The organism is Paenibacillus sp. FSL H3-0329 (assembly GCF_037963285.1).
Classification (GTDB): Bacteria; Bacillota; Bacilli; order Paenibacillales; family Paenibacillaceae; genus Paenibacillus_AQ; species Paenibacillus_AQ odorifer.
In genome coordinates this window covers 1,841,954-1,868,668 of the sequence record NZ_CP150150.1, presented here as the reverse complement: position 1 = coordinate 1,868,668, position 26,715 = coordinate 1,841,954, and the positions used below count along the sequence as shown (strand labels likewise).

At 43.5% G+C, this 26,715-nt stretch carries 22 protein-coding genes; 5 read left to right on the top strand and 17 right to left on the bottom strand.

Annotation, left to right across the window (positions count from 1 at the left end; all coding sequences use genetic code 11):
- Positions 1–285: 285 nt before the first annotated feature.
- A complete protein-coding gene (locus NSQ66_RS08025) occupies positions 286–1,065 on the bottom strand; it encodes a response regulator (protein WP_036675560.1) in 780 nt (259 codons plus the stop codon).
- Positions 1,066–1,361: 296 nt separating this feature from the next.
- Here NSQ66_RS08025 and NSQ66_RS08020 point away from each other — a divergent pair, with 296 nt between their 5' ends.
- The 4 genes from NSQ66_RS08020 to NSQ66_RS08005 all read left to right on the top strand — a co-directional run bounded on the left by NSQ66_RS08020 (position 1,362) and on the right by NSQ66_RS08005 (position 6,106).
- Positions 1,362–2,312, top strand: coding sequence for a 1,4-beta-xylanase (locus NSQ66_RS08020; RefSeq protein WP_036675563.1), 951 nt, complete (start codon positions 1,362–1,364; stop codon positions 2,310–2,312).
- Between the two features lie 21 nt (positions 2,313–2,333).
- Positions 2,334–3,548 (top strand): AGE family epimerase/isomerase, encoded by a 1,215-nt coding sequence (locus NSQ66_RS08015; RefSeq protein WP_036675567.1) that lies wholly within the window; start codon positions 2,334–2,336, stop codon positions 3,546–3,548.
- The gene (locus tag NSQ66_RS08010; protein WP_036675569.1) at positions 3,548–4,720 is read left to right on the top strand and encodes a glycosidase; all 1,173 of its coding nucleotides are present in this window, start codon (positions 3,548–3,550) and stop codon (positions 4,718–4,720) included. Before NSQ66_RS08015 ends, NSQ66_RS08010 begins: the two co-directional genes overlap by 1 nt.
- Positions 4,721–5,203: 483 nt before the next feature.
- A complete protein-coding gene (locus NSQ66_RS08005; RefSeq protein ID WP_036675571.1) occupies positions 5,204–6,106 on the top strand; it encodes a manganese catalase family protein in 903 nt (300 codons plus the stop codon).
- Positions 6,107–6,168: 62 nt separating this feature from the next.
- Here NSQ66_RS08005 and NSQ66_RS08000 read toward each other — a convergent pair whose 3' ends face one another.
- The 13 genes from NSQ66_RS08000 to alaS all read right to left on the bottom strand — a co-directional run bounded on the left by NSQ66_RS08000 (position 6,169) and on the right by alaS (position 21,675).
- Positions 6,169–6,729 (bottom strand): GNAT family protein, encoded by a 561-nt coding sequence (locus NSQ66_RS08000; protein ID WP_036675574.1) that lies wholly within the window; start codon positions 6,727–6,729, stop codon positions 6,169–6,171.
- 40 nt (positions 6,730–6,769) lie between these two features.
- A complete protein-coding gene (locus NSQ66_RS07995; protein ID WP_036675577.1) occupies positions 6,770–7,834 on the bottom strand; it encodes a LacI family DNA-binding transcriptional regulator in 1,065 nt (354 codons plus the stop codon).
- Positions 7,835–7,879: 45 nt separating this feature from the next.
- Positions 7,880–9,190 (bottom strand): ABC transporter substrate-binding protein, encoded by a 1,311-nt coding sequence (locus NSQ66_RS07990; protein ID WP_051490861.1) that lies wholly within the window; start codon positions 9,188–9,190, stop codon positions 7,880–7,882.
- Between the two features lie 22 nt (positions 9,191–9,212).
- Positions 9,213–11,093, bottom strand: coding sequence for a sensor histidine kinase (locus NSQ66_RS07985; protein ID WP_036675579.1), 1,881 nt, complete (start codon positions 11,091–11,093; stop codon positions 9,213–9,215).
- 169 nt (positions 11,094–11,262) lie between these two features.
- On the bottom strand, positions 11,263–13,449 hold the full coding sequence (locus NSQ66_RS07980) for a methyl-accepting chemotaxis protein (RefSeq protein WP_235219364.1): 2,187 nt from the start codon (positions 13,447–13,449) through the stop codon (positions 11,263–11,265).
- 319 nt (positions 13,450–13,768) lie between these two features.
- Positions 13,769–15,100, bottom strand: a complete 1,332-nt coding sequence (locus NSQ66_RS07975; protein ID WP_036675585.1) for a U32 family peptidase — start codon at positions 15,098–15,100, stop codon at positions 13,769–13,771.
- A 98-nt stretch (positions 15,101–15,198) separates the two neighbouring features.
- Positions 15,199–16,131: a peptidase U32 family protein gene (locus NSQ66_RS07970; protein WP_036675589.1), complete on the bottom strand. Its 933-nt coding sequence runs from the start codon at positions 16,129–16,131 to the stop codon at positions 15,199–15,201.
- A gap of 56 nt (positions 16,132–16,187) precedes the next feature.
- Positions 16,188–17,237 (bottom strand): endolytic transglycosylase MltG, encoded by a 1,050-nt coding sequence (gene mltG / locus NSQ66_RS07965; protein WP_249267704.1) that lies wholly within the window; start codon positions 17,235–17,237, stop codon positions 16,188–16,190.
- A gap of 174 nt (positions 17,238–17,411) precedes the next feature.
- The gene (locus NSQ66_RS07960) at positions 17,412–17,720 is read right to left on the bottom strand and encodes a DUF1292 domain-containing protein (RefSeq protein ID WP_036675591.1); all 309 of its coding nucleotides are present in this window, start codon (positions 17,718–17,720) and stop codon (positions 17,412–17,414) included.
- Complete coding sequence (locus NSQ66_RS07955) at positions 17,713–18,021, bottom strand: DUF1292 domain-containing protein (RefSeq protein WP_038569507.1); 309 nt, start codon at positions 18,019–18,021, stop codon at positions 17,713–17,715. Before NSQ66_RS07955 ends, NSQ66_RS07960 begins: the two co-directional genes overlap by 8 nt.
- A gap of 13 nt (positions 18,022–18,034) precedes the next feature.
- On the bottom strand, positions 18,035–18,454 hold the full coding sequence (gene ruvX / locus NSQ66_RS07950; RefSeq protein WP_036675598.1) for a Holliday junction resolvase RuvX: 420 nt from the start codon (positions 18,452–18,454) through the stop codon (positions 18,035–18,037).
- A complete protein-coding gene (locus NSQ66_RS07945) occupies positions 18,451–18,726 on the bottom strand; it encodes an IreB family regulatory phosphoprotein (protein WP_036675601.1) in 276 nt (91 codons plus the stop codon). The genes ruvX and NSQ66_RS07945 overlap by 4 nt, the downstream gene beginning before the upstream one ends.
- 315 nt (positions 18,727–19,041) lie before the next feature.
- Complete coding sequence (gene alaS / locus NSQ66_RS07940; RefSeq protein WP_076104917.1) at positions 19,042–21,675, bottom strand: alanine--tRNA ligase; 2,634 nt, start codon at positions 21,673–21,675, stop codon at positions 19,042–19,044.
- Positions 21,676–22,196: 521 nt separating this feature from the next.
- On the opposite strand from alaS, the gene NSQ66_RS07935 reads away from it, so the two are divergent.
- The gene (locus NSQ66_RS07935) at positions 22,197–23,060 is read left to right on the top strand and encodes a type II CAAX endopeptidase family protein (RefSeq protein WP_036675610.1); all 864 of its coding nucleotides are present in this window, start codon (positions 22,197–22,199) and stop codon (positions 23,058–23,060) included.
- Positions 23,061–23,141: 81 nt separating this feature from the next.
- Here the strand turns inward: NSQ66_RS07935 and NSQ66_RS07930 are convergent, their stop codons facing one another.
- The 3 genes from NSQ66_RS07930 to NSQ66_RS07920 form a co-directional block, all read right to left on the bottom strand.
- Complete coding sequence (locus NSQ66_RS07930; RefSeq protein ID WP_036675614.1) at positions 23,142–24,059, bottom strand: DUF5692 family protein; 918 nt, start codon at positions 24,057–24,059, stop codon at positions 23,142–23,144.
- 295 nt (positions 24,060–24,354) lie between these two features.
- Entirely contained in the window at positions 24,355–25,617 is a 1,263-nt protein-coding gene (locus NSQ66_RS07925) for an FAD-dependent oxidoreductase (protein WP_080742436.1), read from the bottom strand.
- Between the two features lie 3 nt (positions 25,618–25,620).
- Entirely contained in the window at positions 25,621–26,658 is a 1,038-nt protein-coding gene (locus NSQ66_RS07920) for a helix-turn-helix domain-containing protein (RefSeq protein WP_036675621.1), read from the bottom strand.
- Between the last annotated feature and the right edge of the window lie 57 nt (positions 26,659–26,715).

Below are 26,715 nucleotides of genomic sequence, written 5' to 3'. Positions count from 1 at the left end.
TTTTAGGTAAATAACAAATATAATAACTTTTATCATCACTTATAACTTGAAAGAGTAGTCATTAATACCGGATTATCTGAATTACTCTTAAAAACAAGTGATGATATCGCTTACAAACCCATTATAAATCTATTTTCGACGCAAAACGATGGTTTCAATTGCTTTTTCTGGTCTTATATTTGTTATTTTTGTTTTACTTATAATAATTTTGTTATCTAATTTATAAAAATATCTACAAAAAAAGAGAGCTTTTCGCCCTCCTAATAAATAGCTTCCTATATATGCCTAAAACTCTCGTTCAATTTTCGGGAATTTACAGCCGCTTTTATAATCCTTAGGTGTCATACCACACATTTTCTTGAACAATTTATTAAAATATACCGGATCGCTATAACCCACCTTCTCGGCAATTTCATAATTCTTCAGGTCAGGATGCTCCATTAGCAGTTCCTTAGCTTTAGAAATTCTAATCCGAATCAGATAGTCTGTGATCGTCTGCCCCGTCTTTAATTTGAACAAACGGCTGAGATAACTCGCATTCATGCCCACCATTTCCGCTAGGCGTTCTAGCTCGAAGTTCTGATCATACTCTCTCTCCAGAATGCTTTTTGTCTGCTCAACTACATAATGTTCCCCACCATCCGCAGCTTGTGAGAAAATCTCCTCATGCTCCGTCACGTTCTTTTTCTTTACATCCTCTACTCTCTTAAGCAGCTCATATAGCTGAGTCTTATCAATCGGTTTAAGCAAATAATCCATCACCCCATGGCGGATCGCTCGACGGGCATATTCAAATTCACTAAAACCGCTAAGGACAGCAATAGGTATATCCTCCATATGGTCTCTAACCTGTTCAATCAGCTTAAAACCATCCATTCTAGGCATTTTGATATCTGTAATAAGCAGATCTATATCCTCTCGGGATAACTTTTCTAAATGTTCCCAGGCTTCCAACCCGTTTCCGTAAGATCCAATTACATGTACGTCTATTTCCATTCTGGATGTGATTTTTTCGAGCCCCCTGCGAATGACTTCCTCGTCGTCCGCAATCATAACATTTATCATTTAAGTAATTCCCTCCAGTTGTATCCGCCAGTTATTATGATTGCGCTATCATCACGAATAGTATCTCCCCATGCATTACGTCAATGTACGATTGCGCCCTTTTATAGTCTTATATTTACTATAACTAAAGTTATTCAAATTTCCCAGCTCCAACTACAAATTGTCCTTGAAATCATCTACGAAAAAGTATATAACTAAATTAAGTTGTTATTATAAACTAACAAAACAATAATAACTATCTAACAAAATTAAGTTTGCTAATTTATCTATTTCCATTTGTAAAGTGAGGATCCTCGATGATGTTAAACAACGAATACATTGCAGGCGTAACCTGGGGTTTCTCAGGTAGACGTGGTTCATGGACAACAAAAGAAGCTGAGTGTTCGCTGGAATTAATGTCCTCTGTCACCGGAGCGAACTGGACGGCCATTGCGCTCAGTGCGCTTCAAGCTACCGCTCATTCTACGGAAATTCCCTACTGGGAGGCTCCAACCGTTAGCGACGAAGAAGTGAAATGGGCTATCAGCAAAGCGAAGTCACTGCAGCTAAAAGTATGTCTGAAGCCGATTGTTAATTGTGCTGACGGAACTTGGCGTGCCCATATTAACTTTTTCGATAAGGATGTCCCTTGCGAGCCTAAATGGTCTGAGTGGTTCAGCTCTTATACTAAATTTATTCTGCACTATGCCGCTATCGCTGAGGAAACAGGCTGTGAAATGTTCTGTATTGGCTGTGAGCTTGTACAGACGGATAGACGCGAAGCCGAATGGCGTTCGCTTATTGCCGAGGTGCGGAAGGTCTACTCAGGTATTCTTACTTATAATTGCGATAAGTATCAGGAGGATAACGTAACCTGGTGGGATGCGCTCGATGTGATTTCTTCAAGTGGGTATTATCCAGCTAGTGATTGGGAGGCTCAGCTCGACCGGATTGAGCAAGTGGTGAGCTCACAGAATAAGCCGTTCTTTTTCATGGAAGCGGGTTGCCCAAGCCGGAGCGGGAGCGCTGCGATTCCCAATGATTGGACCTTAAAGGGCGAACCAAGTCAAGAAGAACAAAGTAAATTCTATCAGGCTATGTTTCAAGGATGTGAGCACAGAGATTGGGTTCAGGGCTTTATGCTCTGGGATTGGCCTACTCATCTTTATCCAATTGAAGAAGCAGCACAGAATGATGATTACTGTATGTACGGTAAGCAAGCCGCTGGGATCATCAACAAATATTTCACCTCAAAAATCACCAAATAATGTGAGGAGTGACTGATTACAATGATTAATTCACCAGAATTATGGTTGACCCAACTTGAGGATGAGCTGCAGGATAATATTCTTAGTTTTTGGATGAAACAGACGAAGGACGAAGTAAACGGCGGTTTTGTAGGTGAAATCGACAATCAGCTGAACATTACTCCTAACGCAGAGAAAAGCCTTGTGCTTAATGCCCGGATCCTTTGGTCCTTTGCGAGCGCTTACCGGATCTACGGTAAACCGGAATATCTGACGATGGCAGAACGTGCTTATACCTATCTGATGGAACACTTCATTGATAAAGATTATGGCGGATTATACTGGATGGTGGATGCTGAGGGCAGACCTTCTCAAGAGAAAAAGCAGATCTATGGCCAATCCTTTGCTATCTACGCACTGGCTGAATTCTACCATGCGACCGGACGTCCAGAAGTCTTAGAGGATGCGATTCAATTATTCCAGCTCGTTGAGAAATACGGCTATGATTCTATTTATAAAGGTTATGTCGAAGCTTTATCACGGGAATGGCAAATCACTGATAACCTCAGTCTCAGCAGCAAGGATATGAATGAAAAAAAATCTATGAATACCCATCTGCATGTTCTGGAAGCGTATACTGGTCTCTATCGAGTATGGAAGTCGGAGGAGCTAAAGAGCACGCTAACTGAGCTAATCGAAACGATGCTGGATCATATCATTGATCAGAAAGGCCAGCATTTTCATCTTTTCTTAGATGAGGCATGGAATGTGAAATCAGATATTATCTCCTACGGACATGACATCGAAGGAAGCTGGCTGCTGGTGGAAGCTGCTGAAACCCTTGGAGAAGAGCTGCTGCTGCAGCGTGTGCGAACAGTCGCTGTCTCCATGGCAGAAGCCGTTCTTGCGGAAGGTATAGATAGCGATGGTGGGATATGGAATGAAGCTGACCCAAGCGGGCTGCTGAGCAAAGATAAAGATTGGTGGCCGCAAGCTGAGGCGGTTGTTGGATTCTATAATGCTTATCAGCTGACTGGTGACAGCAAATTTAATGAGGCTGCCCAAGCCTCCTGGACTTTTATCGATAAATACATGGTGGATCACAAGCTCGGTGAATGGTACTGGGGCGTGGACGAGAACCTTCAGCCCCTGCCTCACGGATCAAAGGTTAGCGCCTGGAAATGTCCTTATCATAACAGCAGAGCCTGCTTCGAAATGATCGCACGACTGAAATCAACTATAAAGGAGACTGTCTAATGTCATCATTATTCCAAGAACGCAAACAACAATTAACAGAACGTTATGAAGCCCTGATCGCCCGCAAGAACGAAAAGCTTCCTTATGGAAACGGCATTTATGACCGTTATACTCATCCACTGCTAACTGCTGAGCATGCGCCCTTAATCTGGCGTTATGATTTTAACCCAGACACCAACCCTTATTTTGCCGAAAGAATTGGCGTCAACGGCGTCTTCAACCCGGGTGCTATTGCACTGAACGGCAAATTCTATCTTGTTGCTCGGGTTGAAGGCAATGACCGCAAATCTTTTTTCGCTGTAGCAGAAAGCGACAATGGCGTAGACGGCTTCCGCTTCTGGGATCATCCAGTTGTGCTGCCTGAGACAGAAGTTCCTGATATCAACGTCTACGACATGCGCCTCGTAAGCCATGAAGATGGCTGGATCTACGGCCTCTTCTGTACAGAACGCAAAGATCCAGAAGCTCCACATGGTGACCTTTCTAGCGCAGTAGCACAGTGTGGTATTGTTCGCACCAAAGATCTGAAAACCTGGGAACGTCTGGCGGATCTCAAAACAGGCTCTGCTCAGCAGCGTAATGTCGTGCTCCACCCTGAATTTGTAGATGGAAAATACGCTTTCTACACTCGCCCACAAGATGGCTTTATCGATGCAGGTTCCGGTGGCGGTATTGGCTGGGGACTCTCGGATACAATTGAAGATGCCGTAATTACTAGTGAGACCATCATGGATGAACGCCACTACCATACCATCAAGGAAGTTAAAAACGGCCAAGGTCCGGCTCCAATCAAAACTGCAAAAGGCTGGCTGCATATTGCTCATGGTGTACGCAACACAGCTGCTGGACTCCGATACGTGCTATATGCTTTCTTGTCTGATCTGGATGAGCCAAACAAAGTCACTCATTCACCTGGCGGTCATTTCATCGCACCAGATGGTGAAGAACGTGTCGGCGATGTCTCCAATGTCGTGTTCTGTAATGGCGTGATTGCACGTGATAACGGTGAAATCTATATTTACTACGCTTCCTCCGACACTCGTATCCACGTGGCTACAACTACCGTTGACCAAATGTTAGATTATGTGCTGAACACTCCAGAGGATCCACTTCGCTCTTATGCTTGTGTACAGCAACGTATTGCTCTTATTGACCGTAATTTAGCATTGTAAATAAGGTTTCATAAACCCTAGAAATCAACAGAGCAGCGATTCTCCTATTATTGGAGGATCGCTGCTCTGCGTTTTTTGATCATTCTTTGTCTGCTTAACCGTATATCTATTATCCAACATGGCTTACGGACTCAGTTGACGTTATTCATATGTATTTAGCCTTTATTGTAAGTTTTCGGACTCCAATGAAGCTATTCCCTGAAAAGAGGTCCATTTGGGGCTTTTTCTAGGACGATAGCTGCTGTGGAGTCCGTTAGTATTGCAAATATCGGATAATACTGCATATAGGGTCAGCTGTGTCCGTTAGCGGGTTACTATGCGTATTTGATTGCGTATTTGATAGTATTTGCAGTTTGCCTTTTCGACACAAAAAGCCATTTACATGACGCACATCCATACTTTTCAACCCATTCATGAGTAATTCCTATAGATTAAGCTCAAAATAGCTCAGTAACCCCTAACCTCAAGGAGGCTGAGATATTAATGTTCAAACGTATGGATGAAATCATGATCGAGATTCCTGAAGTTGAGAAGCCCGATCCCAATGCTGCTGCCGCTGTTCAGGAACTGCTTGGCGGAAAGTTCGGAGAAATGTCGACCCTTAACAATTACCTCTTTCAATCCTTTAATTTCCGTTCAAAAGACAAACTGAAGCCCTTTTATGATTTGGTGATGAGCATAACAGCGGAAGAGCTTGGCCACGTCGAGCTGGTTTCTCATGCCATCAACAAATGTCTTCGAGGGTCAACAAGTTATAAAGAGCCCGATTCCACCCCTCTAGGGTCCGCAAAAGATGCGCGTCTATCCTATCACTTTCTGGCTGGTGCACAAGGGGCTATGCCTTTTGATTCAACGGGGAACCCGTGGACCGGAGCAAACGTATTTAATAGCGGCAACCTAGTGGAAGATCTGCTACATAACTTCTTCCTCGAATGCGGAGCCAGAACACATAAAATGAAGGTCTACGAAATGACAGACCATCCAGCTGCACGCGCTGTAGTCGGATTCCTTTTAGTCCGTGGTGGTGTCCACGTGGTCGCTTATGCCAAAGCAATCGAAGTGGCAACAGGTGTTAATGTAACTAAGCTCGTGCCGATTCCTTCGTTAAATAATAAATCATTCAGTGAAGCAAAAAAATATGAAGAAAAAGGCGTGCACACCAAGCTATACACCTGGAGTGAAAGTGACTTCGGCGCCATCGATCAGATTTGGAAGGGAACCCACCCGGAGGATAATCTTCCGCTTGAAGTCATTCAGGGAGCCCCTAAAGGTTTTCCGATCCCCGTTGCTCCGGCAGTCGAAGAGGAATTCGCTCCAGGAATCTCCCCCGAAGACTTTAAAGAAATTGCCAAACGCCTCAAAATGGCTGGAAATATTACAGACTAATATTCATAGTGAATCTGGTGAGGAAGTTACTTACAATCTTCCTTACCGTAGATTCACTTTTTTTAATTGTACAAACTGCGGAACTCCTCCTCAAGCATGGACATCAGAATCATGTTATGAAACTCTCCGTCTACATAAAGAGCATCCCGCTCCACACCATCGCGTTGAAAACCAAGCTTCTCATAGACATGAACGGCTCTGGGGTTAAAAGTATATACGCCGAGATGGATGCGGTGCAGCTTCAAAGTTTCAAAGCCATATCGTAGCATTTGAGTCATAGCTTCAGTACCGTAACCCTTACCCCGATGTTCATGTCCACAAATGCCGATTCGGATATTTGCACTACGATTGTCCGGATCTATTTCATTTAGTACCACTTCTCCAATGAGCTCACCCGTGTCCTTTACTATAATCATAAGATCTACACGATCCTCGGCTGGAACACTAATCTTACGAATCCAAGCTGCTGTTTGCTCACGGGAGAAATCTCCTTGTGATCCTGTTAATTGCCCCATCTCAACATCAAGCAAAAAATTATAATAAGCCTCCAGATCGGATACTTGTACACCTCGTAGTTGAATCTGTTCGCCTTCAATCCTTGGCATGACAACTGGTTCTGTCATAGCTAAACTCCCCCTTACTCAAGCAAATCACAACATAGTTCTAGTCTCGCGGCTTATCCACAGAATCACGATGAACAATGTCCGCTGCGATAAGAATTTTCTCAAGCGGCGCAGAAGGATTATGAATACGGCTCAGAAGTTTCTCCACTGCGGCTCGGCCCATCGCTTCTTTAGGAACATGAACAGTTGTAAGCGCTGGAACTCCTCTTAAGGCATCCTCAATATTATCAAAGCCTGTAACTGAGATATCCTCCGGAATATTAAACCCTTCTTCCTTAAGAATGTCACTGACCGAAAGGGCTGTGGAGTCGTTAGCGCAGACCAAGGCTGTCGGGAGTGTTTTGGCTTTTTTACGCTTATTCACCCAGCTTTTAAAATCCTCCTGAAATAAATCTTCCTCCACCCCTTCCAGAAAAAGATTCGCATCATCTTCCAAAGGCAGTCTTATTCCGCTCTCCTCCAGCGCACTCCGGAAGCCAATCCACCGGTCGCGGAAACTGCGTGAGAATCCAATATTGCCGATAAAATGCATTTGGGTATGGCCTGTTCCCATCAAATGATTCGTAAGTCGAGCCATGGAATCCACATTATTCGCAAACACGGTATCACTTGGAATTAGCGGATCTTCATGGTCAATCAACACCATCGGCAGACCAATACGATGCACCTCAAGCAGTAAGGAAGTAGAGATTTGTCCCACACCTACTAAGCCAAGGATTCCATTTGGATTCAAAATATTGACGAAATTATCCGCACGATTCTCAGAGATAATGACCATCCCAAGCCCTTCCTGATCCAGCGCAATAGCAATACCATCCACAATTTTCCCCCAATACAAGGAATCCTGCGTCTGAGAACGAATATTCGGCATTAACACCAGCACGGATTGCTTATTCCGATCACCGCCACCTACCGGAGGGGTGCGTTTTATGCCTTGGACAAAAGCATTTTTTTGCGTAAAATAACCCAGCTGCGATGCCGCTTGAATCACTCGTTCTCTTGTCGTCTCATTAACGCCGCCTTTACCCGAAAGTGACTTGGAAACAACGAATTTGGATACGCCGAGATGATCAGCGATTTTTTGCATAGTGACCTTTTTAGCCATATATAACCCTCCAGAGAATGTCATCAAATTTATGTAGTACTAACTTTAAGGCTGAGAAGTTTCTGATGTTCCTGCCCGCGCTTCCTTCCATTTTGCATTCAATTCGTCAAAAGCCTTTTGTAAATCAGGCGCAGCCAGTAACTCCTGAATGTAATCCCCGGACCAAAAGGACAGCTTGGCTCTATTCGCCAGATCGATGAACGCATCACTTTGTACGGTAGCATCAAGTAGCTTAGGCTTATAAGATAAAAACTCACGGTACTGCGACATAGAGGAATTCAAGCTTCCATCAGCCGGAAGGAATCCCCAGTCATCCCGATAGGAAGTCTCCTTTACAAAAAAATTCAACCACGCCATAGCAAGCTCTTTGTTCTTGGTGTATTTACTAACCCCCATGAACCAATCTGGATTGATCGGTGCATAATGAGTGCTGCCATTATCATAAGGAAACGGGAAGAATCCTATATCATCCGGGTCAGCCCCCACATCAAGGACTTGTCCAATCGTCCAATTCCCCAGTAAATACATTCCTGCTTGACCTTTAGCTAGCCTAGTCTTTGATATCTCCCAATTGTTCGAGAATAGTTCATCTTCTACGTAGCCTTTACCAATTAAGGTTCGAGCAATGGAAATTGATTTCCCCCACTCATTATCAAGCTGCCATGGGCTATCCTCATTTACCATATTATTTAGATACTCTGGATTGCCTGTCATATAGTTAACCAGACTGTTCCCCCATTCACGTAAAGGCCAGACGGCCCCATAATTCATATATAGGGGGATAATACCCGCTTGTTTTAATTTCGCACAAGCTTCGTAGAATTCATCCAGTGTCTTCGGAACAGTAGTTATCCCTGCTTTTTCGAATGCCCTTTTATTATAGACAATCCCAACCGTAGTAGTCCCAGTGGACAGCCCATAACGTTTCCCGTTATACGTAGCAAAAGAAGTGAAACGCTCACTAGCAGCGGTTTCTTCATCCAGCGGTTCGAAAAAATAATCCAGCTCCTTTGCCGGAAGATTCACCGGAAGCAGCAGTACATCACCGGCATCTTTCGTGGACAGCCGTACCAGAATATCCGTTGCATAATTGGACAAACCTTCAAATTCCACATTGGCTTCGGGGTATCTCTGTTTAAACTGGTCCGCGTATCCTTGAAAAGTTCCGTTCTCAATCAGATCTATTCGATTGGTCATCATGACTATGGTGCCGGACAAGTCAGACATCACCTCGTCTCCAACTGGAGGCGGAGTGGATTGCGCCTGCTTATTGTTATTGGCACAGCTACTACTCAATAACACCAAGAGAAGTAACAGTATGGTTCGCATAGTCCATTCTAATTTCAACCCCTTCAACGGACAGCCCCCTCTTATTTCGTTACTCAGGTAAGCCAATCATTTCCGGCTCCAGTAATGGCAGCGACAAAATAACATCGGTCCCTCGTCCAAGCTCACTATATACCTGGATCCCAAATGCCGCTCCATAATGAAGACGCACTCGCTGCTGTACATTTTTCATGCCTATGCCCCCGTTAATGCTTTTCTTAGGAGGACTTTCGTTCTGCAGCCCATCATTCAATTTCTCCAAAGTCTTCTCATCCATTCCGATACCGTCGTCTTTGATATGAAACAACAACATTTGCTCTGTAATCTCACAGTGGATGCTTAAATGCATTTGCGGCTTATTATCATCTAAGCCATGATAAGCAGCATTCTCAATGATGGGCTGGAAGACCAGCTTGATAATAGAGTAATTATCTAACGCCTTCGGCACATCAATATCCAGCAAAAACCGGTTAGGATAACGATAGTTAAGCAGCTCAACATAATTACGCACATATCCAAGCTCTTGCTTCAATGTCGTATTACCGCTCAGATCACTTGTACTATACCGTAGCAGTTTGCCCAGAATAGAGATCATATCCGCAGCTTCGACATCATCATTCAGCTCAGCGGTCATTCGGATGGACTCCAGTGTGTTATAGATAAAATGAGGATTGATTTGACTCTGCAGCGCATGAAGCTCCGCTTCCTTTTTCTGTTCTTCTATGCGGTAGATATCCTGAATTAACTGCCTGATTCGGGCTAACATACGGTTGAATTGATGCCCCAGCAGACCAATTTCATCACGCCGCTTAACTCTGAACATCACATCCAGATCGCCGCCCTGAACTTTTTTCATCAATTGAATCATCTGAGTCAGAGACTTAGTAAGGGCAACGGAAAGAATAATCGAAATAATTAACGCCAGTACAATGATACTTAATGTAGCAGCAAGTGTTGTATTACGGGTCACCTTCACATCACGCATCAGTACATCAACAGGTATAGAGATAATTACCTTCCAATTGGTTTTGGCAGAACCAGAGTATATATTTAAGCGCTCTTTTCCGTTGACTGTATCATAGAAGCTTCCAGAAATTCCCCCAACTCTTTTGAACAAGTCTGAATCAGAAATATCTGTGGCCAGCAGCTTCTTGTCGCTGTCGTAGATGACCATTCCTTTCTCATCCACAATCAACGACTTCCCATGGGTGACTTTATCCAGCTCCGTAACTTGATTCTCCAAATTGCTAATATTCGCTTCAACCGCAATCAGCCCGATTGGATTTAACAAGCCATCCACGATTTTGCGAACAACGGTAAAAGCATATCGGGTGCTCTGCAGATTACTTGTATACGCCTGAGTACCGAACAATAATGCTTCTCCGCTGGAATCCTTAGTCTGCTGGCTCCAGTATTTATAGCTTTGCTCGAGATCGAGCCGTACGCCACCATCCTTCGCAGAATAATAACCATTTCCGTAAGCGTCAAAAATATAAACCGAGTTCGCGCCTCGCTTAATATTGTTAATAAACGAAATGTTGCCCTCTATCCCCCGTTGAATGGACAACAGTAGATCAAAATCACCGGGTGATAAAGTAGCACTCCCAGTTGCGCCTCCCATAATCTTTTTCTGCTCATGGTAGCGGTTTGAACGTATTAAATTAAGTTTGATATCATTCACATAGGCGGGCATAGATGAAATACGCTTCATATCTTCGATATAATCGTCTACTCCATCCATCATTTGATCGATTAATTTCTCAGAATAAGCAATAGTGTTCCCCTGAATAGATTCTGAGTAGCTCTTGAAGGTAAATACACTGATGAAGGATAGCGGGAGGGTAATGATAATTAAAAAGACGAGGAGCAGCTTGCGTTCCATGCTCATGTCCCCGATAACGGACCACCAGCCAGAGATGCGTCTACCTTTCATTTGGTCCTTCTCCTTAATACTTTTTACCTAACTTGTTATTAAATTATAACAAATACCTAACAAAGTTATTATACGGTGTAGTTCTTCATTACACAACAACAAACCGCCTCTTCATGTTGAAGAAGCGGTTTTGTTAGGTAAACAATTTAGAGATTAGTGATGAATCCACTCATTTTATAGTGAATAATGACAGTTTGTCCTTCAATTGACCTGAAGCACTTTCCAGCTTGCCAGATAATGAAACGAGTTGATCACTTACATTTTGCTGTTCATTACTGAGGGAAGCTACTTCTTCGGAAGTTGCTGAAGACTGTTCTGCTACGGCGCTAACATTCCCCATAGCCTCTGACAACACACCTTGTGAATGATTCAGACTGCTAATCGCTGTTGTTACCGATTCTAAGCTTGTTATGAATTCATCCATCTGTCCTTTTACGGACAAGAAGATATCACTTGTACTCTTCACAGAGCTTACTTGTTCTTTAAACAGTGGTGCTACTTCGGATAATACAGCTTCCGTTTCGTTCATTTCCGCCATGATCTTATCCGTAATTCCAGCAACAAGGGCAATAGATTGCTTCGATTGGTCAGCAAGCTGCCGCACTTCACCCGCAACTACCATAAAGCCCTTACCAGCTTCTCCTGCACGAGCGGCTTCTATTGTCGCATTTAATGATAAAATATTCGTCTGCTGCGTGATACTCTTCATCACATCCAACACCTTAATTACGGAGAATACGGTCTCCTTCAGGTGGTTGACACGTTCGACAAGCGCACTTGTTTTTTCTCCAGTGCGGCTAGTCTGATCCAGCAGGTCCGTTAATTGCTTAGCACCTTGAGCACTAGCTTCACCAACCCCACGTGCTGCTTCATCCATCTCAGTGTTGGCATAAATCACAGTCTGCATTTGCGTAGCTATCACATCTGTAAGCTCATTACCACGTTCAGCTTCGAGCGCCAGGCTGCCTGCCCCACCGGCAATTTCTTCCGTAGCGGCTGCAATTTCCTTCGCAGAAATAGCTGTCTTACGTGAGGCTTCACCAAGCTCACCAGCGGTCTCCAGCACATCCCGAGCGGTTTCTGTCGTTTGCGATACAAGCTCAGTAATACGCTCCATCATCACGTTAAAGGAAGCTGACAGCTGGCCAATTTCATCCTTAGATACATATTCTGTACGTACACTAAGATCACCACCTGCACCTTGTACCATAAGATCCTTCAAGCGAGCTAGAGGACGAGCAATCATACGCACCATCCAAATCCCGATTACTATGGCTAGAAGAGCCGCGCCAGCAGCCGCAATAAAAGTAGTCAACAGAATCGGACGTGCTTCTTTCACTAGCTCATCTGTTGGGACTACCCCTGCCAACTTCCAATCCGCCCGGATCATTGGATTAAAGACAGCAAGGATTTCTTCCCCGTTTGTATCTTTTTCATCCAAACTCTTGTTATCTTTTTTACTTGCCTGAATAAAAGCAAACTCTGAAGGTTTACCATCGTCTTTTGAATCCGAAGAAGCTACTACGGTTCCATCAGGAGTGACAAGTTGAATTCGAGAGCCATCTCCCAGCTGGACACTTGCGAATGATTCCTCCAGCAATGTATTCTTCAACACAAGGATGACTATGTATCCTGTACCTGAGCCCAGGGTTTTGAGAGATCTTGCCATAGCAATATTTTTGTCTCCATCACCTTGAACAGCTGTAGAGAACCATATGTTCTTGGCCGCATCACCATCACCTTTAGAATAGTAGGATTCATAAGATGCAGTGTTGTCGACAATCTTCTTATACCATTCTTGTTCTCTAATGTTATCTAACTTAATGCCGCCACTGCCACTTGTAACAATGTCTTGATCAGGTGACTCCGGGATCAAAGAAACACTAAGAATATTAGAATCCGTTGTAATCTGACTGGACAACTTTTTACTTACTGCGCTTGTAGCTTCAAATTTCTCATAGGAAGATTGTGCAGTCACTAAAGACTTCAAATCTTCTTGCATCTGCGCATCAAAATAAAGCTGTAAAGCCAAGTTCTCGTACTGCTTCAAAGTAATATCTAACTTCTCTGAGGTCTGAATAATAGTCTGACGGTAGGCTTCCGATACGTTGTTCTTAATTGTCTTCTTGGCTTTTGAATAAGATAGCAGTCCAAGTGCCATTACCACAATTACAATTGCACACAAAAATATCAGGAATATCTTCACGCCAACAGATTCCATAGGATTAACTCTTTTGATCTGTCCCCGTAAATCTATTCCATTCTTCAAATTAAACTTAGGTGTCTTGCCTGCCCCTTCAATCTTGCTTGTTTCCTTGTTTCCTGTAATCGCCGATTTCTTATTCTTTTTATTCATGCTAAACCTTCTCTCATTATGCTTTTCACTAATACTATCTTGATCAGGATCCCCCATCTTGATCACCTACCCGCTAATATTAGAATACGCATGAAAGCGTTAACCAATATATATATCGGCGTATTAGGTCTTTTTCCTTAGCTTTACGAGACTTTTTTTACAACTTTTAACCTATGTATGTTTAATCATAATAAATAGCTTGTTGGACCTCCTCCCTTGGATATATTTGTTAATCCCTAATATATATAACTTATTGTTCGCTTTGTCAAAAAGAAAAACAGGGAGGCTCTGGGATGACCAAAAGCTTCCCTGTTTTTTATTAAAACTTCTTCTTACGCATCATATCAAAGTATGCAACTGGTTGATCTACCTTCATGCGAATAGGTTGCAGTGGATGACGGGCGGCATCAAGCGAATTGCCTTTCTCATCCCATATTTCGCCAACCGTTTGCTTGAAGAACGTATCGTTAGGTCCAAAGAATTCTACTTCCTGACCTGGCTTAAAGTGATTGCGCTGTTGAACTAGTGCCGTACCACTTTCAGCATCGTATTCAATTACAAGTCCGGCAAAATCATACGGAGCTGCTTTTTCTTCAGGCTCATAGATATGATCTTCATGATCCGGAGTATCATAGAAGAATCCTGTGTTTAGCGGACGGTTAGCCGCTTTGTTAAGCTCATCCAGCCATTCCTGCTTCAATTCATACCCTTCCGGATCTGCCATATAAGCATCAATGGCTTTACGATATGCATTTACGACAGTAGCCACATAGTGGATTGACTTCATTCGCCCTTCGATCTTGAAGCTGTCGATGCCCACTTCAATCAGTTCAGGTATACTTTCCAGCATACACAGATCCTTAGAGCCCATGGAGAAGGGATTATCTCCTTGCTGATGCAATGGAATCTGAGTTACACCTGGAAGCAGAGGAGCTGGAGATTTCGCTTCAGCCTGCTCTTCCTCAGACACCCAAGTCCCTTCCGGACGTGCATCCTCAAACAAATCATATTTCCAGCGGCAAGACTGGCAACAGCCCCCGCGATTGGAATCACGGTCGGTGAAATGGTTGGACAATACACAACGACCCGAATATGAGGAGCACATGGCACCATGGATGAAGCTTTCGATTTCAATGTCGACATGTTTTTTAATCTCAGCAATCTCTTCCAGGCTTGTCTCACGGCCCAAAACAACACGTGGAAGCCCCTCTTCTTTCCAGAAGGACACCGCTTGCCAGTTCAACGTAGACTGCTGTGTACTTAAATGTACTTCAAGTCCAGGCACTAACCGGCGTGCTGTATCTACAATGATTGGATCAGCTACGATAATGGCAGCAATGCCAGCTTCATATAAGTTACGCAGGTATTCTTCAATTCCCGCGACATCTTCATTGTGAGCATATATGTTTGTTGCAACAAATACCTTAGCGCCATATTTCTTGGCGAATTCAACACCTTCGCGCATTTCCTCGAAGCTGAAATTATCTGCGCCGGAACGCAAGCCGTATTGCTGTCCTCCAATATAAACAGCATCCGCACCATAGTGTACTGCGAACTTCAATTTTTCCAAATTACCAGCCGGAGCAAGGAGCTCCGGTTTGTCCAGACGGTAACGTTTGCCCTTATATTGCGGCTTTGTCATGGTTCCCATTCCTGTTCTCCCCTCCATCGCCCACAAAGCTAAGTCACATGCTATAAATGCTGTCATAATCTTCGTGGGGACCTATAACCTCTTTATTTTTGTCAAACTTAATATACTTGCTCTTTATAGAAAAATCCGAAGCTTAACTCCCGTTCAGGGTCCTGCACCGTTCTGATTACATCCATCCATTCCTCATCGAAGGCATAACCTTCCGGATCAGCCGCATAAAGATCTATAGCTTTACGATAAGTCTTCACAACCGTCACATTATACGCTATCGATTTCAAGAGTCCCTCAATCTTAAGGCTGTGTATACCTGCTGCCATCAGAATATGCAGATCCTCCAAAATACAAATATCATCCGAGCTCATAATATGAGTGCCGTTCTCGTCTTCATAAATCGGGAATTTCTGGTCATCTCGTTCTTCCTCAATCAGAAATAGTCCGCGTTCCTTCCCGAGACTTCCTCCATCACTAGGACGGCCTTGATGTGACATATAGCTTTCAACAAGCTTCCGCTTGGAATGGTATATATTAGTCATTCCATGAACCTGCACCTGTGCCTCAATCTCCAAAAGCGGAACCATTTCCGTCATTTCATCCATATTCAGCTCACGGGCCAGCACGACACGAGAAGCCCCCTTGCGTCCCCAATAATTCGCGGTCGCATAGTTGGTGGAAGTCATTTCCGCATTCCAGTGCAGCTTCATTGCTGGCGCTTCTTTCTTCACTGTGGTTAACACAGCTGGATCCCCGAATTCAACACCATCAATGCCAAGCTCACCTAAAGCCTTCACATAGTCAGGAAGCTCATCCAGCAGACGGTTAGACATCAGCCCACCCAAGCTTGCATACACTTTGCAGCCTCGCGAATGCGCCATTTCTACGACAGTCGCTGTATCCTCCAGAGAGAAATGTCCAGCAAGCCGCATCCCGAAACGGTCATCCCCAATGAGCAGCGCATCTGCTCCGGCATCCAGCAGAGCAGCAGCTTCCTCTAAGGACGCTGCCGTCACCAGCAATTCCGGTTTGTTAGTCATGTTGTACCTCCTACTTGTACAGTTATTTCAACCGCACCACTCTTCATTTTAATAGTTTATTTCGATTCTTGCTTGCTTTTTTCGATATTGGCTAAATGTTCCTTGTAGGTCTTAGCAAACAAATGGTCCTGTGTACCATCTTTTTTGGTCACATAGAAATAATATTCAGAAGCTTCTGGTTCGAGTGCCGCCTGAATGGACTCCAGCCCCGGATTACTAATAGGTCCCGGAGGAAGTCCAATATTCTTATACGTATTATATGGATTATCAACTTCCAAATCTTTATACAAAAGTCTTTCCTTCTGCTTATTGAGTAAATATTGAACGGTAGCGTCGATCTCCAGCTTCTGCTCTTTCTTTAGGCGGTTATAAATAACACCGGCCACAAGCGGACGTTCACTATCCACCACAACTTCCCGCTCTACCAGCGAGGCTACGGTTAACAGTTCATGCAGAGACAATCCACGCGTTTCTAGCTTTTGCTGCCAGTCGGGAATCGTATCCAGCTTCTTCTGGAACTGATCCAAAAGTGCTTCTACAACTTCCTGGGGCGTGCTATCCTTGGCCAGTTCATAGGTTTCGGGAAATAAATATCCTTCAAGACGGTGGCGAAGATTCTTATCCTGCGGGATACCCAGAATATCAATCCCCTTCAAACCTGCACCAGTATCCATAATTTCAAGAAAAGTAGCCGCATCCTGATTCCAAGCTTCAGCGAGCTTCTTAGCGATCTGCTCAGCAGTATATCCTTCGGGGATGGTAAAGACCACAGTTTCTTCCTTAACTACATCACCTGCATTTAATCTCGCAATGAGTTCATCATAGCTGTCACCCGGCTTAGCGATATAAGTACCTGCTTTGAAGCTAGAACCTTCTTTAGTCCATTTCAAATATCCCTTAAAAAAAAGACTCTTACGGATAATGCCATTCTGCTCAAGCAGATCAGCAATCTCCGCACTTCCCATGCCCTTCTCTATCGTAAATGTTACAGCAGGACCTGCAGGCTCTACCGGCTGCATCCCGTTCCAAATGTACCATGCTCCCCCACCTCCTGCTGCTGCCAGCAAAAGAATAATGATTAACACAGTACGGATTGCGGATTTCAAGTCTGGTTCCTCACTTTCCGACTATAAAGTATAAAAGTGTATTGCCTAGAATTCAATATATATTTCCTTAAATTGATGTTTATACAGGATATTGCTCGCATTTCAAGCAAAAAGAGCGCGGAATTCTCCGCCCTCTTCCGTGCCCATCATAAATGTAACGTACATGTTTAAGATTTATTCAGCGCCATCTGCTGGAAAAGTCATCTCATCGTATAGCTCAGAGATGTCTTCCCACTCTTCATCGTCCATAATGCTCTCCAATTCCGGAAGTCCGTCAGAAGAGATAACGATACGCAGGATTTCATACTCCACGTCTTTGCCAGAGCCTTTCAGCACCGCATATCCGCGATCACCGACTTCAAATTCGGCGATAATATCGTAAATGGAAGATTTGCCTTGCTCATCTTCCAGTTCTACAGTTTCTCCGTATGCTTCTTTAAGCCGTGAAGTCCACACCGCTTGATCAGCGGATATCTCAGTCATTCTCCGATCCTCCGTCCAACTCGTCGACCAGTGTGTTGAAAGTCTCTTCGACAATCGCCCACTCCTCATCATTATCGATCATGAACAATTGAAGATCGTCGCCTTCTTCCACATAACGGAACGCGTATACCTCATCGGTTTCCTCGTCCTCGGAGTCTAGCGGAACCACCATCATATACTTAGCGTCCGAGCCATCAACCTCAAACTTCATAATGACCTCGAATTCCTCTTCATTACCTTCCTCATCGGGAATATAGATAATTTCCGGTTCTTCCTCTTGGCCAATCTGTTCGTTTGTCATATCCTCGCACCCCTCACCTTTTACTGTTAGCATCCAAAAAATTTTGCAAAATCAGGGCTGCAGCCATTTTATCCACAATCCCCTTGCGTTTCTTCCGGCTGACGTCCCCTTCAATCAGCACCCGCTCTGCGGATACCGTCGTCAGACGCTCATCCCAAAGGTGTACGGGCATTTCTAACTCTTCCCGTAGCTTATCAGCGAATTCAATACAGATTTCGCCCCGGGGTCCTACTGAGCCGTTCATATTCTTCGGCAGACCAACTACAATCTCTCCAATTTCGTGCTCTGCAACAAGTTCACGAATGCGTTCGAACTCATTACCCGTACCTCGGCGCTCAATCGTTTCAAGAGCTTGTGCCGTCCAGCCAAAAACATCGCTTGTGGCTACACCGATTCTACGGTCGCCGTAATCTAAACCTAACTTTTTCTTCATTTCGGATTGTCCACCCTGTGATTGACGAGATAGAATCTAACCAGCTCTTCAATCAGCTCATCACGTTCTTTTCTCCGGACCAAACTTCTCGCATTGTTATGGCGCGGAATGTAAGCCGGATCTCCGGAAAGAAGATACCCTACGATCTGATTGATCGGATGATACTCTTTCTCCACCAGTGCATCGTATACTGCTAGCAATATTTCCTGGGGAGAAGCTTCCTTTTCGTCGCCCTTCACATTGAATTTGACCGTTTTGTCCATGGAGTCCATTTGTGACACCTTCCTTCTGCAAAATCGCCTTTTGGGACGGCTTCGCAAAGTTGCTACTGTGCAGCTCGCTTGCTTCCTTTATCATAACATATTCATGCCCCAACGAGGAAATCCTGCCCGTTATTAACGCTTTTTTTGGCATTTTCTCTACAAAAATTATGATATTTTTGGCTTTTAAGCTATTGTCAAGCACAATTCTTCATGAATAATCTAACATCCTGCTAATAAAGAGTAGCGGTACTGATATCAAACTCTCAGTACCGCTATGTTTTCTCGTAATACGTTTAGTTAGAGAAATGGTTTCGTAATTTTAACTTAGGCTAAGGAAGCTACCAATTCTTCAGCCTTTGCCAATGCTTCGTTTAGCTTAGAAGCATCTTTACCGCCGGCTTGCGCCATATCTGGACGCCCGCCACCGCCGCCGCCGCAAACCGCTGCGATTTCTTTAACGAGTTTACCAGCGTGGAAACCTTTCTTCACAAGGTCTTGCGGTACAGATACTACAAAGTTCACCTTATCATCCATCGCTGCACCTAATACAAGCACTGCATCCGGAAGCTTGGATTTCAATTCATCCGCTGTAGAACGCAAAGCATCCATATTGCCTGCTTGAACAGCAACAGCCAGAAGCTGCGTACCTGCGCCAACTGTCTTCACACTGCTTGTAAGTTCAGCAGCAAAAGTAGCGCTCAGCTTGGATTGCAGAGATTCATTCTCACGTGAAAGCTCACGCACCTGGTTATGCAGCGCTTCAATCCGTTTCGGAACATCATTCAGAGAAGACTTGAGAAGGCCTGCTGATTGTTTGAGCAAATCTAGCTGGCTTTCAGTGAACTGGTAAGCGTAACGTCCGGTAACTGCCTCGATGCGGCGCACTCCGGATCCAATGCCACTTTCGCTAAGCAGCTTGAAAATTCCGATTTGCGACGTGTTGGATACATGACAACCACCGCAAAGCTCAAGACTGTAATCGCCCACTTGAACGACACGGACGATATTACCGTATTTTTCACCAAAGAGCGCCATTGCTCCCATTGCTTTAGCTTCATCAATCGGCTTGTTCTCAATCACTACATCTAGACCGCGCCAGATTTGTGCATTTACGCGATGTTCGATATCGCTCAGTTCTTCTGGAGTAATCGCTCCAAAATGGGAGAAGTCAAACCGCAAACGAGCACCTTCCACTAAAGATCCCGCTTGATTAACATGCCCGCCAAGAACTTCTTTAAGCGCTTTGTGCAATAAATGGGTAGCTGTGTGGTTCTTCACGATATCTTCACGCTCTGCACGATCCACTTCCGCGCGAACGGATTCGCCCACTTTCAATTCTCCCGCTTCCACAGTTACCAAATGTACGTGTTGGCCGTGCGGCGCTTTAAAGAGTCCTTTTACCTTAGCCGTAACTGAACTCCCAGTAAGCACACCGGTGTCACTTACTTGTCCGCCGCTCTCAGCATAGAACGGTGTTGCTTCAAGAATAACTTGGCATTCTGCGCCTTCGCCGGCGACATCTACCAATTCATCACCCACAACAATAGCCAGGATTTTCGACTCTGTTACCGAGTCATTATATCCAACAAATTCACTTTTAACCGTCAGGTCTGCTAGTGCGCCTCCCTGAATCTTCATGCTGCCGCCATCATGACGTGCAGCTCTTGCACGGTCACGTTGCTCCTGCATAGCCGCATCAAAACCTTCACGGTCTACAGTTAATCCTTGCTCCGCTGCGAAATCTTCGGTCAAGTCAAATGGGAATCCATAAGTATCATATAACTTAAATGCATCGGCTCCAGCAATATTGCTGAGACCCTCTGCTTTTGCTTTAGCACTGATCTCACCCAAAATAGCCAATCCGTCAGACAATGTTTCGTGGAAACGTTCTTCTTCAGTACGAATAATCTTTGCGATATATTCGCGGTTGTCCACAACGGATGGATAGTAGACACCCATAATTTCGCCAACGGTTTCAGTCAGCTCATACAGGAATGGACGATCCAGACCCAAGGTCTTTCCGTACCGAACAGCACGGCGAAGCAAACGGCGGATAATATAACCGCGTCCTTCATTAGAAGGAAGTACTCCATCCCCTACTGCAAAAGTAACGGTACGCACATGGTCAGCGATTACTTTAAGCGCGATATCCTGCTCAACGTTATCTTTATAAGTTACACCCGCGAGCTGTGCTGTCTTTTGAATAATAGGTTGGAACAAATCAGTGTCGAAATTGGAATCTACATCCTGTAGAATGGATGCAAAACGCTCCAAACCAGCACCTGTATCAATGTTTTTATTCGGAAGTGGCGTATAGCTGCCATCCTTGTTATGGTTAAATTGTGAGAACACCAAGTTCCATACTTCCAGCCAACGTTCATTTTCTCCGCCTGGATACATTTCCGGATCGCTCATATCACTGCCGTAAGCTTCTCCGCGGTCATAAAAGATTTCCGAGCAAGGACCGCATGGGCCTTCGCCAATATCCCAGAAATTATCGTCGCCCAGCTTAATGATGCGTTCAGCAGGCAGGCCAACCTTTTCATTCCACAGCTTAAATGCCTCTTCATCCTCTGCGTACACCGTTACGGAAATACGTTCCGGGTCAAAGCCGATCCACTCTTTGCCGGTTAGGAACTCCCAAGCCCATGTGATAGCTTCTTCTTTGAAATAATCACCGATGGAGAAGTTACCCAGCATCTCGAAAAACGTATGGTGACGGCGTGTCTTACCCACATTCTCAATATCATTGGTACGAATACATTTTTGTGAGTTGGTCAGGCGCGGATTTTCTGGAACCTCCCGGCCATCGAAGTACACTTTCAAAGGTGCCATACCCGCATTGATCCACAGAAGCGAAGGATCGTTGTGAGGAACGAGGGACGCGCTTGGTTCAATCTTGTGACCTTTACTTTCAAAAAACTTAAGCCATTTGGAACGAATTTCACTTGCTTTCATAATTTACAGCTCCCGTCTCATCTTTTTACTTCGGCATTTACACCGGAAATTACAAAATACCTAAAAAATAAAAACAAAAAAACGCCCCTGAATAATTCAGGGACGATTAATATCGCGGTACCACCCTGGTTATCGCCTTGACCCCACTCATGGGACAATTGCAGACGATCGCCTTGTCGCGGCTGATAACGGGCGCCCCCGGTGAGCATTGATCTCACACTCCGAAATTAGCTTTCCACCGGCCTGTCTTCAAGGTTCTCACAGCCATTACGAAACGTTTCGTAAAGGAACCTTTTCTCTGACCAAGCCATCCTCCGGTGTACTTCATTTTCATCAACGATTTGTCCGATTTGCATTTTAACATTTCAAGTATAGCCAGTGCCCTTGCTTCTGTCAATCTGGGGATGGGCGAATGTGAAGAATAACACATGATTTTTGTAACAGTAAACTTGGCCTCAAAAAGGATATAGTGAAATCTAAGGTTAATTTGGAATATTTTGTATTCAGGAGGACTGCCGTTGATGCTTCACTCCAAGGAGTTCAATCCATCATCGATTTTTGAAGCAAAGCCTACACACTACCTTTTTATAGCGAACCTGATTTTTATTCATATTATCTTTACTCTTGCGGTTAATCTTATCCTTTTTGAGCATGGATATTTAAGTTTTATCGCCAAAAACACAAACCACTGGATCAATGAAACGTTAGCCGCCAATCTAGTTGGGCTTCTCTTAGAAGTAATTATTTTTTTGATTCTGATAGCTAAAGTTTCGCCCCGGGATTTTGGGTTAAAAATAGAAAAATTACGAGCTGGACTGCTGGGCACCTTTCTGTTTTGGCTCGCTATAAATATAGTAGATTTGTGTATGGTACACTTGAATCACTCAGAGCTAACGCTTAACAATAATATCTTCAGTCATTCAAATTTAGTTTTCGGTGAAATTCTAGGTCAAATCTTCGGAAATGCTTTATTGGAAGAAATCTTATTTCGCGGCTTCCTGCTCGTTCAAATCTATTTATGCTTAAAAAAAATCAACAACAAGACTACACGGATGATCACGGCAATGCTGATTTCACAATCGATCTTTGCTGCCATACATATCCCAAACCGGATTTACTCAGGATTAGTTGGAATGGAGTTTGTTTATGATTTTATCATGCTTCTAATTCTAGGAGTTATATTCGCTCTACTCTATATCTTAACCAAAAATCTATTTTTCGTGATCGGCGTTCACTCATTAATGAATATTCAGATAGTGTTTTGGAATAGCAATTTCACGTATACGGCAACTTTATTATGTGTGTTATTACTGACCTGTCTTTTGCTTTGTATAAAAAGGAAAGAGTTTCGCGCGCAGCAACATCAGGCGGATATGGAGCTCTGATAATTAGAACTTTAATTACTCACAAAAAGAAGTTCCACCCTTTAAGCTGGAGGAACCTCTTTCATTATTATATTATTTCTATTAATTCGCACCCTCTGCAATAGCCTTATAAGCAGCTAAATCCGTATAAACTTCCTCTTTAAGCGGATTGCGTTTATGCTTGATAATTTTATAGAAATGATAACCAAACACTGCAATATTAGCAGCTAAAGATAATGCACTTACTACCCACAGAGCGGTTTCACTATGAGAGGATTGTACAGAGAACTTTGACTCGCCAACAAACGCCGGGAATGACATCGTAAACATCATCCAAATCGCCAAAGTCTGTGCACGATGCTGCAGCCATGCCCCTTTTTTGAAGAAGAACGCCGGGATGGTACAAGAAATCAACAATGCTGCACCTGCATAGAAGGAATGGTCAGAAACTGCATTATATACATAGGCAAAGTTCCAAATGTCATAAGCAATGATCCAGAACCAAAGCTGGTCAGGCCACAACATATCTTTACTCTTATCTTTACTGATCACAATTCCCATCCAACCAGAAATCGTAATAATGTTCAGAATACCTGCGATCCCGTTCATAATGTTCCAAGGACCACCTACCATCATTACGCCATCCACCATACCTTGCAAGCTGTACACTTGGAAATCACGAATAACTGCTTCAAGAATGTTAACTGCAAGGATAATAGCCGGGAACATTAATATATATTTATTTTTGTCCCATCCTTTAACATAACGGATAGCCATAAACCCTATACATCCTGCCAAAGCAGAATATACTTTTACCCAGTGAAACCATGTTCCGGTACTAGAGCCTTCGCCTGCCGTATTCGGCCAGACCGCTATGGTAAGAACAATAGGGACAACTATAAACAGAATGATTGAGAACCACTTGCTCTTCCGTGCGATTTCATTTACAAACATTAATCCTGCTAGTACTACTAACCACATTAGCGCAGAGTACCAGGGAATCGATTCGAATAAAAACATTTTTTACTCCTCCTTGTAGTTTGGTGTATATAATCTGTGTCTCAGGTCCAATATAGTACATCCCTCTTTGAACGATCAAATCGCTTAAAACGTTGATTTATCAGTGTTTTTTTAGTTTCATTTCAAGTTGAGTTTACACAACCATAGCACTAGGATTCGCCAAAGTTTCTACCTTTCTTCTGAGCAATCTATTAGAATGCATGTCTACAGAACTATATACTGCAAACCTAACTTGAATGTAAAAAAAACCTTGTCGACAAATTTCTTTGTGGACAAGGTTCCTCTTTACTATTATTTAAAAGAATCGTTCAACCAAGTGTTTCGCATATACAATACAATTCTCAAGTGTAGGGAAGTTCATGATTTCTCCAGCTAAATAGATATTGTTGTTCCCCTGCATCTGATCAACCCGTTCATAAAACCCCTCATGTAGCGCATCAGAATCCACATGAGGGAAATGCTTCCAACGCTTCATCATATACAGTCGAATGCTCTCTCCGCCCAGCTCGCGAAGTTTATTTTCTACCGTCTCTCGCATTTCCAGATCAGTCATAGCTTCATTCTCTGCTACATAAACCGTAACTAGATCCGTAGTTCCCATATCTGCCCACCGATAGTACCATGCCATCATATGCCCTTTACGTTCAGGGTACATATTCCGGGGGATATAGCCAGAAAGCTCCGGCAGCCCTTTCACTCTGTAGGCATATACCCTAAACCATTCATACGTTATACTCGCTAATAAGGTTTTGTCCTCACTGGACAGGCTAACTGTATCGCCCATTTGCTCTAAAGCTGCTGTATAAATGACCTTGTCAAAATAAAAGATGTCCTGACTCGTCTCTACTCGAACCTGTCCATCTTGTTCTTGCTCCATAAAAAGCACTTCACAAGTCAGGCGGAGATCGTTCACTTGGTCGGCCATTCGTCTTATCAGTTCAGTAACACCCTTAGGCCAGGTTATCATATGCGTAATTTCAATAAACGACAACAGATTATCATAGCTTAGAAATTTCAACACATATGCAGCGGGCACATTATGGATACTACCGAATCCAAAAGTATTAAAATAATGCATGTAGACCTGTTCAAGGACAGACAGCTTATTCTCTGCACACCACTGTGAAAATGGCTGACATAAATCTGGTGGTAAGTGAAGAAATCCCGGTTCTTGGAGAGACTCATAGCGTTTTAGAATATCCGGCAGTCGTTTGAATTCTTGTGTAAACGCCTCTATCTGCTCCATGGGAATCTGTGAAGTTTTCCTCCCATTATTATCAAAAAATCCACGTTCTAACAATGGTCCCCTATCCATAAGATCAAAATCTCTCATTAAATCCATCGTATGTTTATAGGTGGGCAGGCCGATTAGCGTCCCCATTTCATAACTTTTTCCTTTGTACTCAATAGAATGACACTTTCCTCCTACTCTGTCCGACTTCTCCATGAGGGTAATGTGGGTATATCCTTTTTTCGCTAATTCGTAAGCAGCTGTAACCCCAGAAATCCCTGCACCGATGATCCCAATTCGGTCTTTATTCTTCGTGTTTGTCATCATCCGTTATCTCCTTGTAAATAACCATAATGGCAAAGTTTCTCGTTGTCCCGTATAGGCAAGTGCGACATCCGATGGTATTTTACCTTGATTAGGTCCATCTGTAATTTGCCTGCTGAAGTTGTAGGTTCTCAAATATTCATGTAAGCGCTTTTCTAAAATTTCAAAAGAATCTATCGTATCATCTACCCAAGCCTGCTGGTAGAATTCTTTGGTCAACACCGCCGCAAATTGCTGCAAGGGCTGAAATATCTCTGTTTGGTCTACCGTTATAGCTACTTGATTAATATTGTTCTTATGTAAAAATTCACTATATTTATGTTTTCCTCTGTCCCAGTTCGTAATGAATTCACGGCTTTTGTTCGTAACCAGATTATCGATATGAAAATCTAATGTCTTCATCAATGGGAGAACTTTCAGATGCATAAAATCTATAAAATGAATGGTAGACTTACGATTGTATAGCTTAACTAGACCTAGTCTGGAGTAGGCATCATAAATTACATATTGATATACCTTTCCGACCCTCGGGAAAACTCCCAAATAGCTGATACTCTGCTGACACATATACCCGGGATGAGCATTTATCGGATTCTTCATCTTATAATCTAGTGTTTTCCGTTTCTCTTTAAATCCTTTAGTGAGAGTGGATTGTGCGCCATCCCTCTTCTTTGCTTTGATTTGATTGGCGTAAGCTTCACGCTCTATTCGTTTATTTAGTCCGTTTCGACGTAGTACATTATAAATACCCGATTCCCCTATTTGCATACCTTCATCTTGCAGTTCATAAAAGATGCGTCTAGGCCCATCCTCAGGAAATCTGGCGACGTACTGCAAAATCAATCTTTCCGTTTTCTTATCTACTTTATTAGGCATTACCGGCTTTTTTTTCTTCTCCCCAAGTCCATCCATTCCATGTTGTTGATAAGCTTTAGACCACTTATAATAGATCGTCCGGGAAATGCCAAACTCCTTACAGGTTTCGCTCACATTCTTGCTGATGGCCCCTTGCATGAGGATATGATATTTGCTGTTTGCATTCACCTATTTGCACCCCTCCTATCTTTATTTTATACATAGTTAACGTTTAATTCATTACTA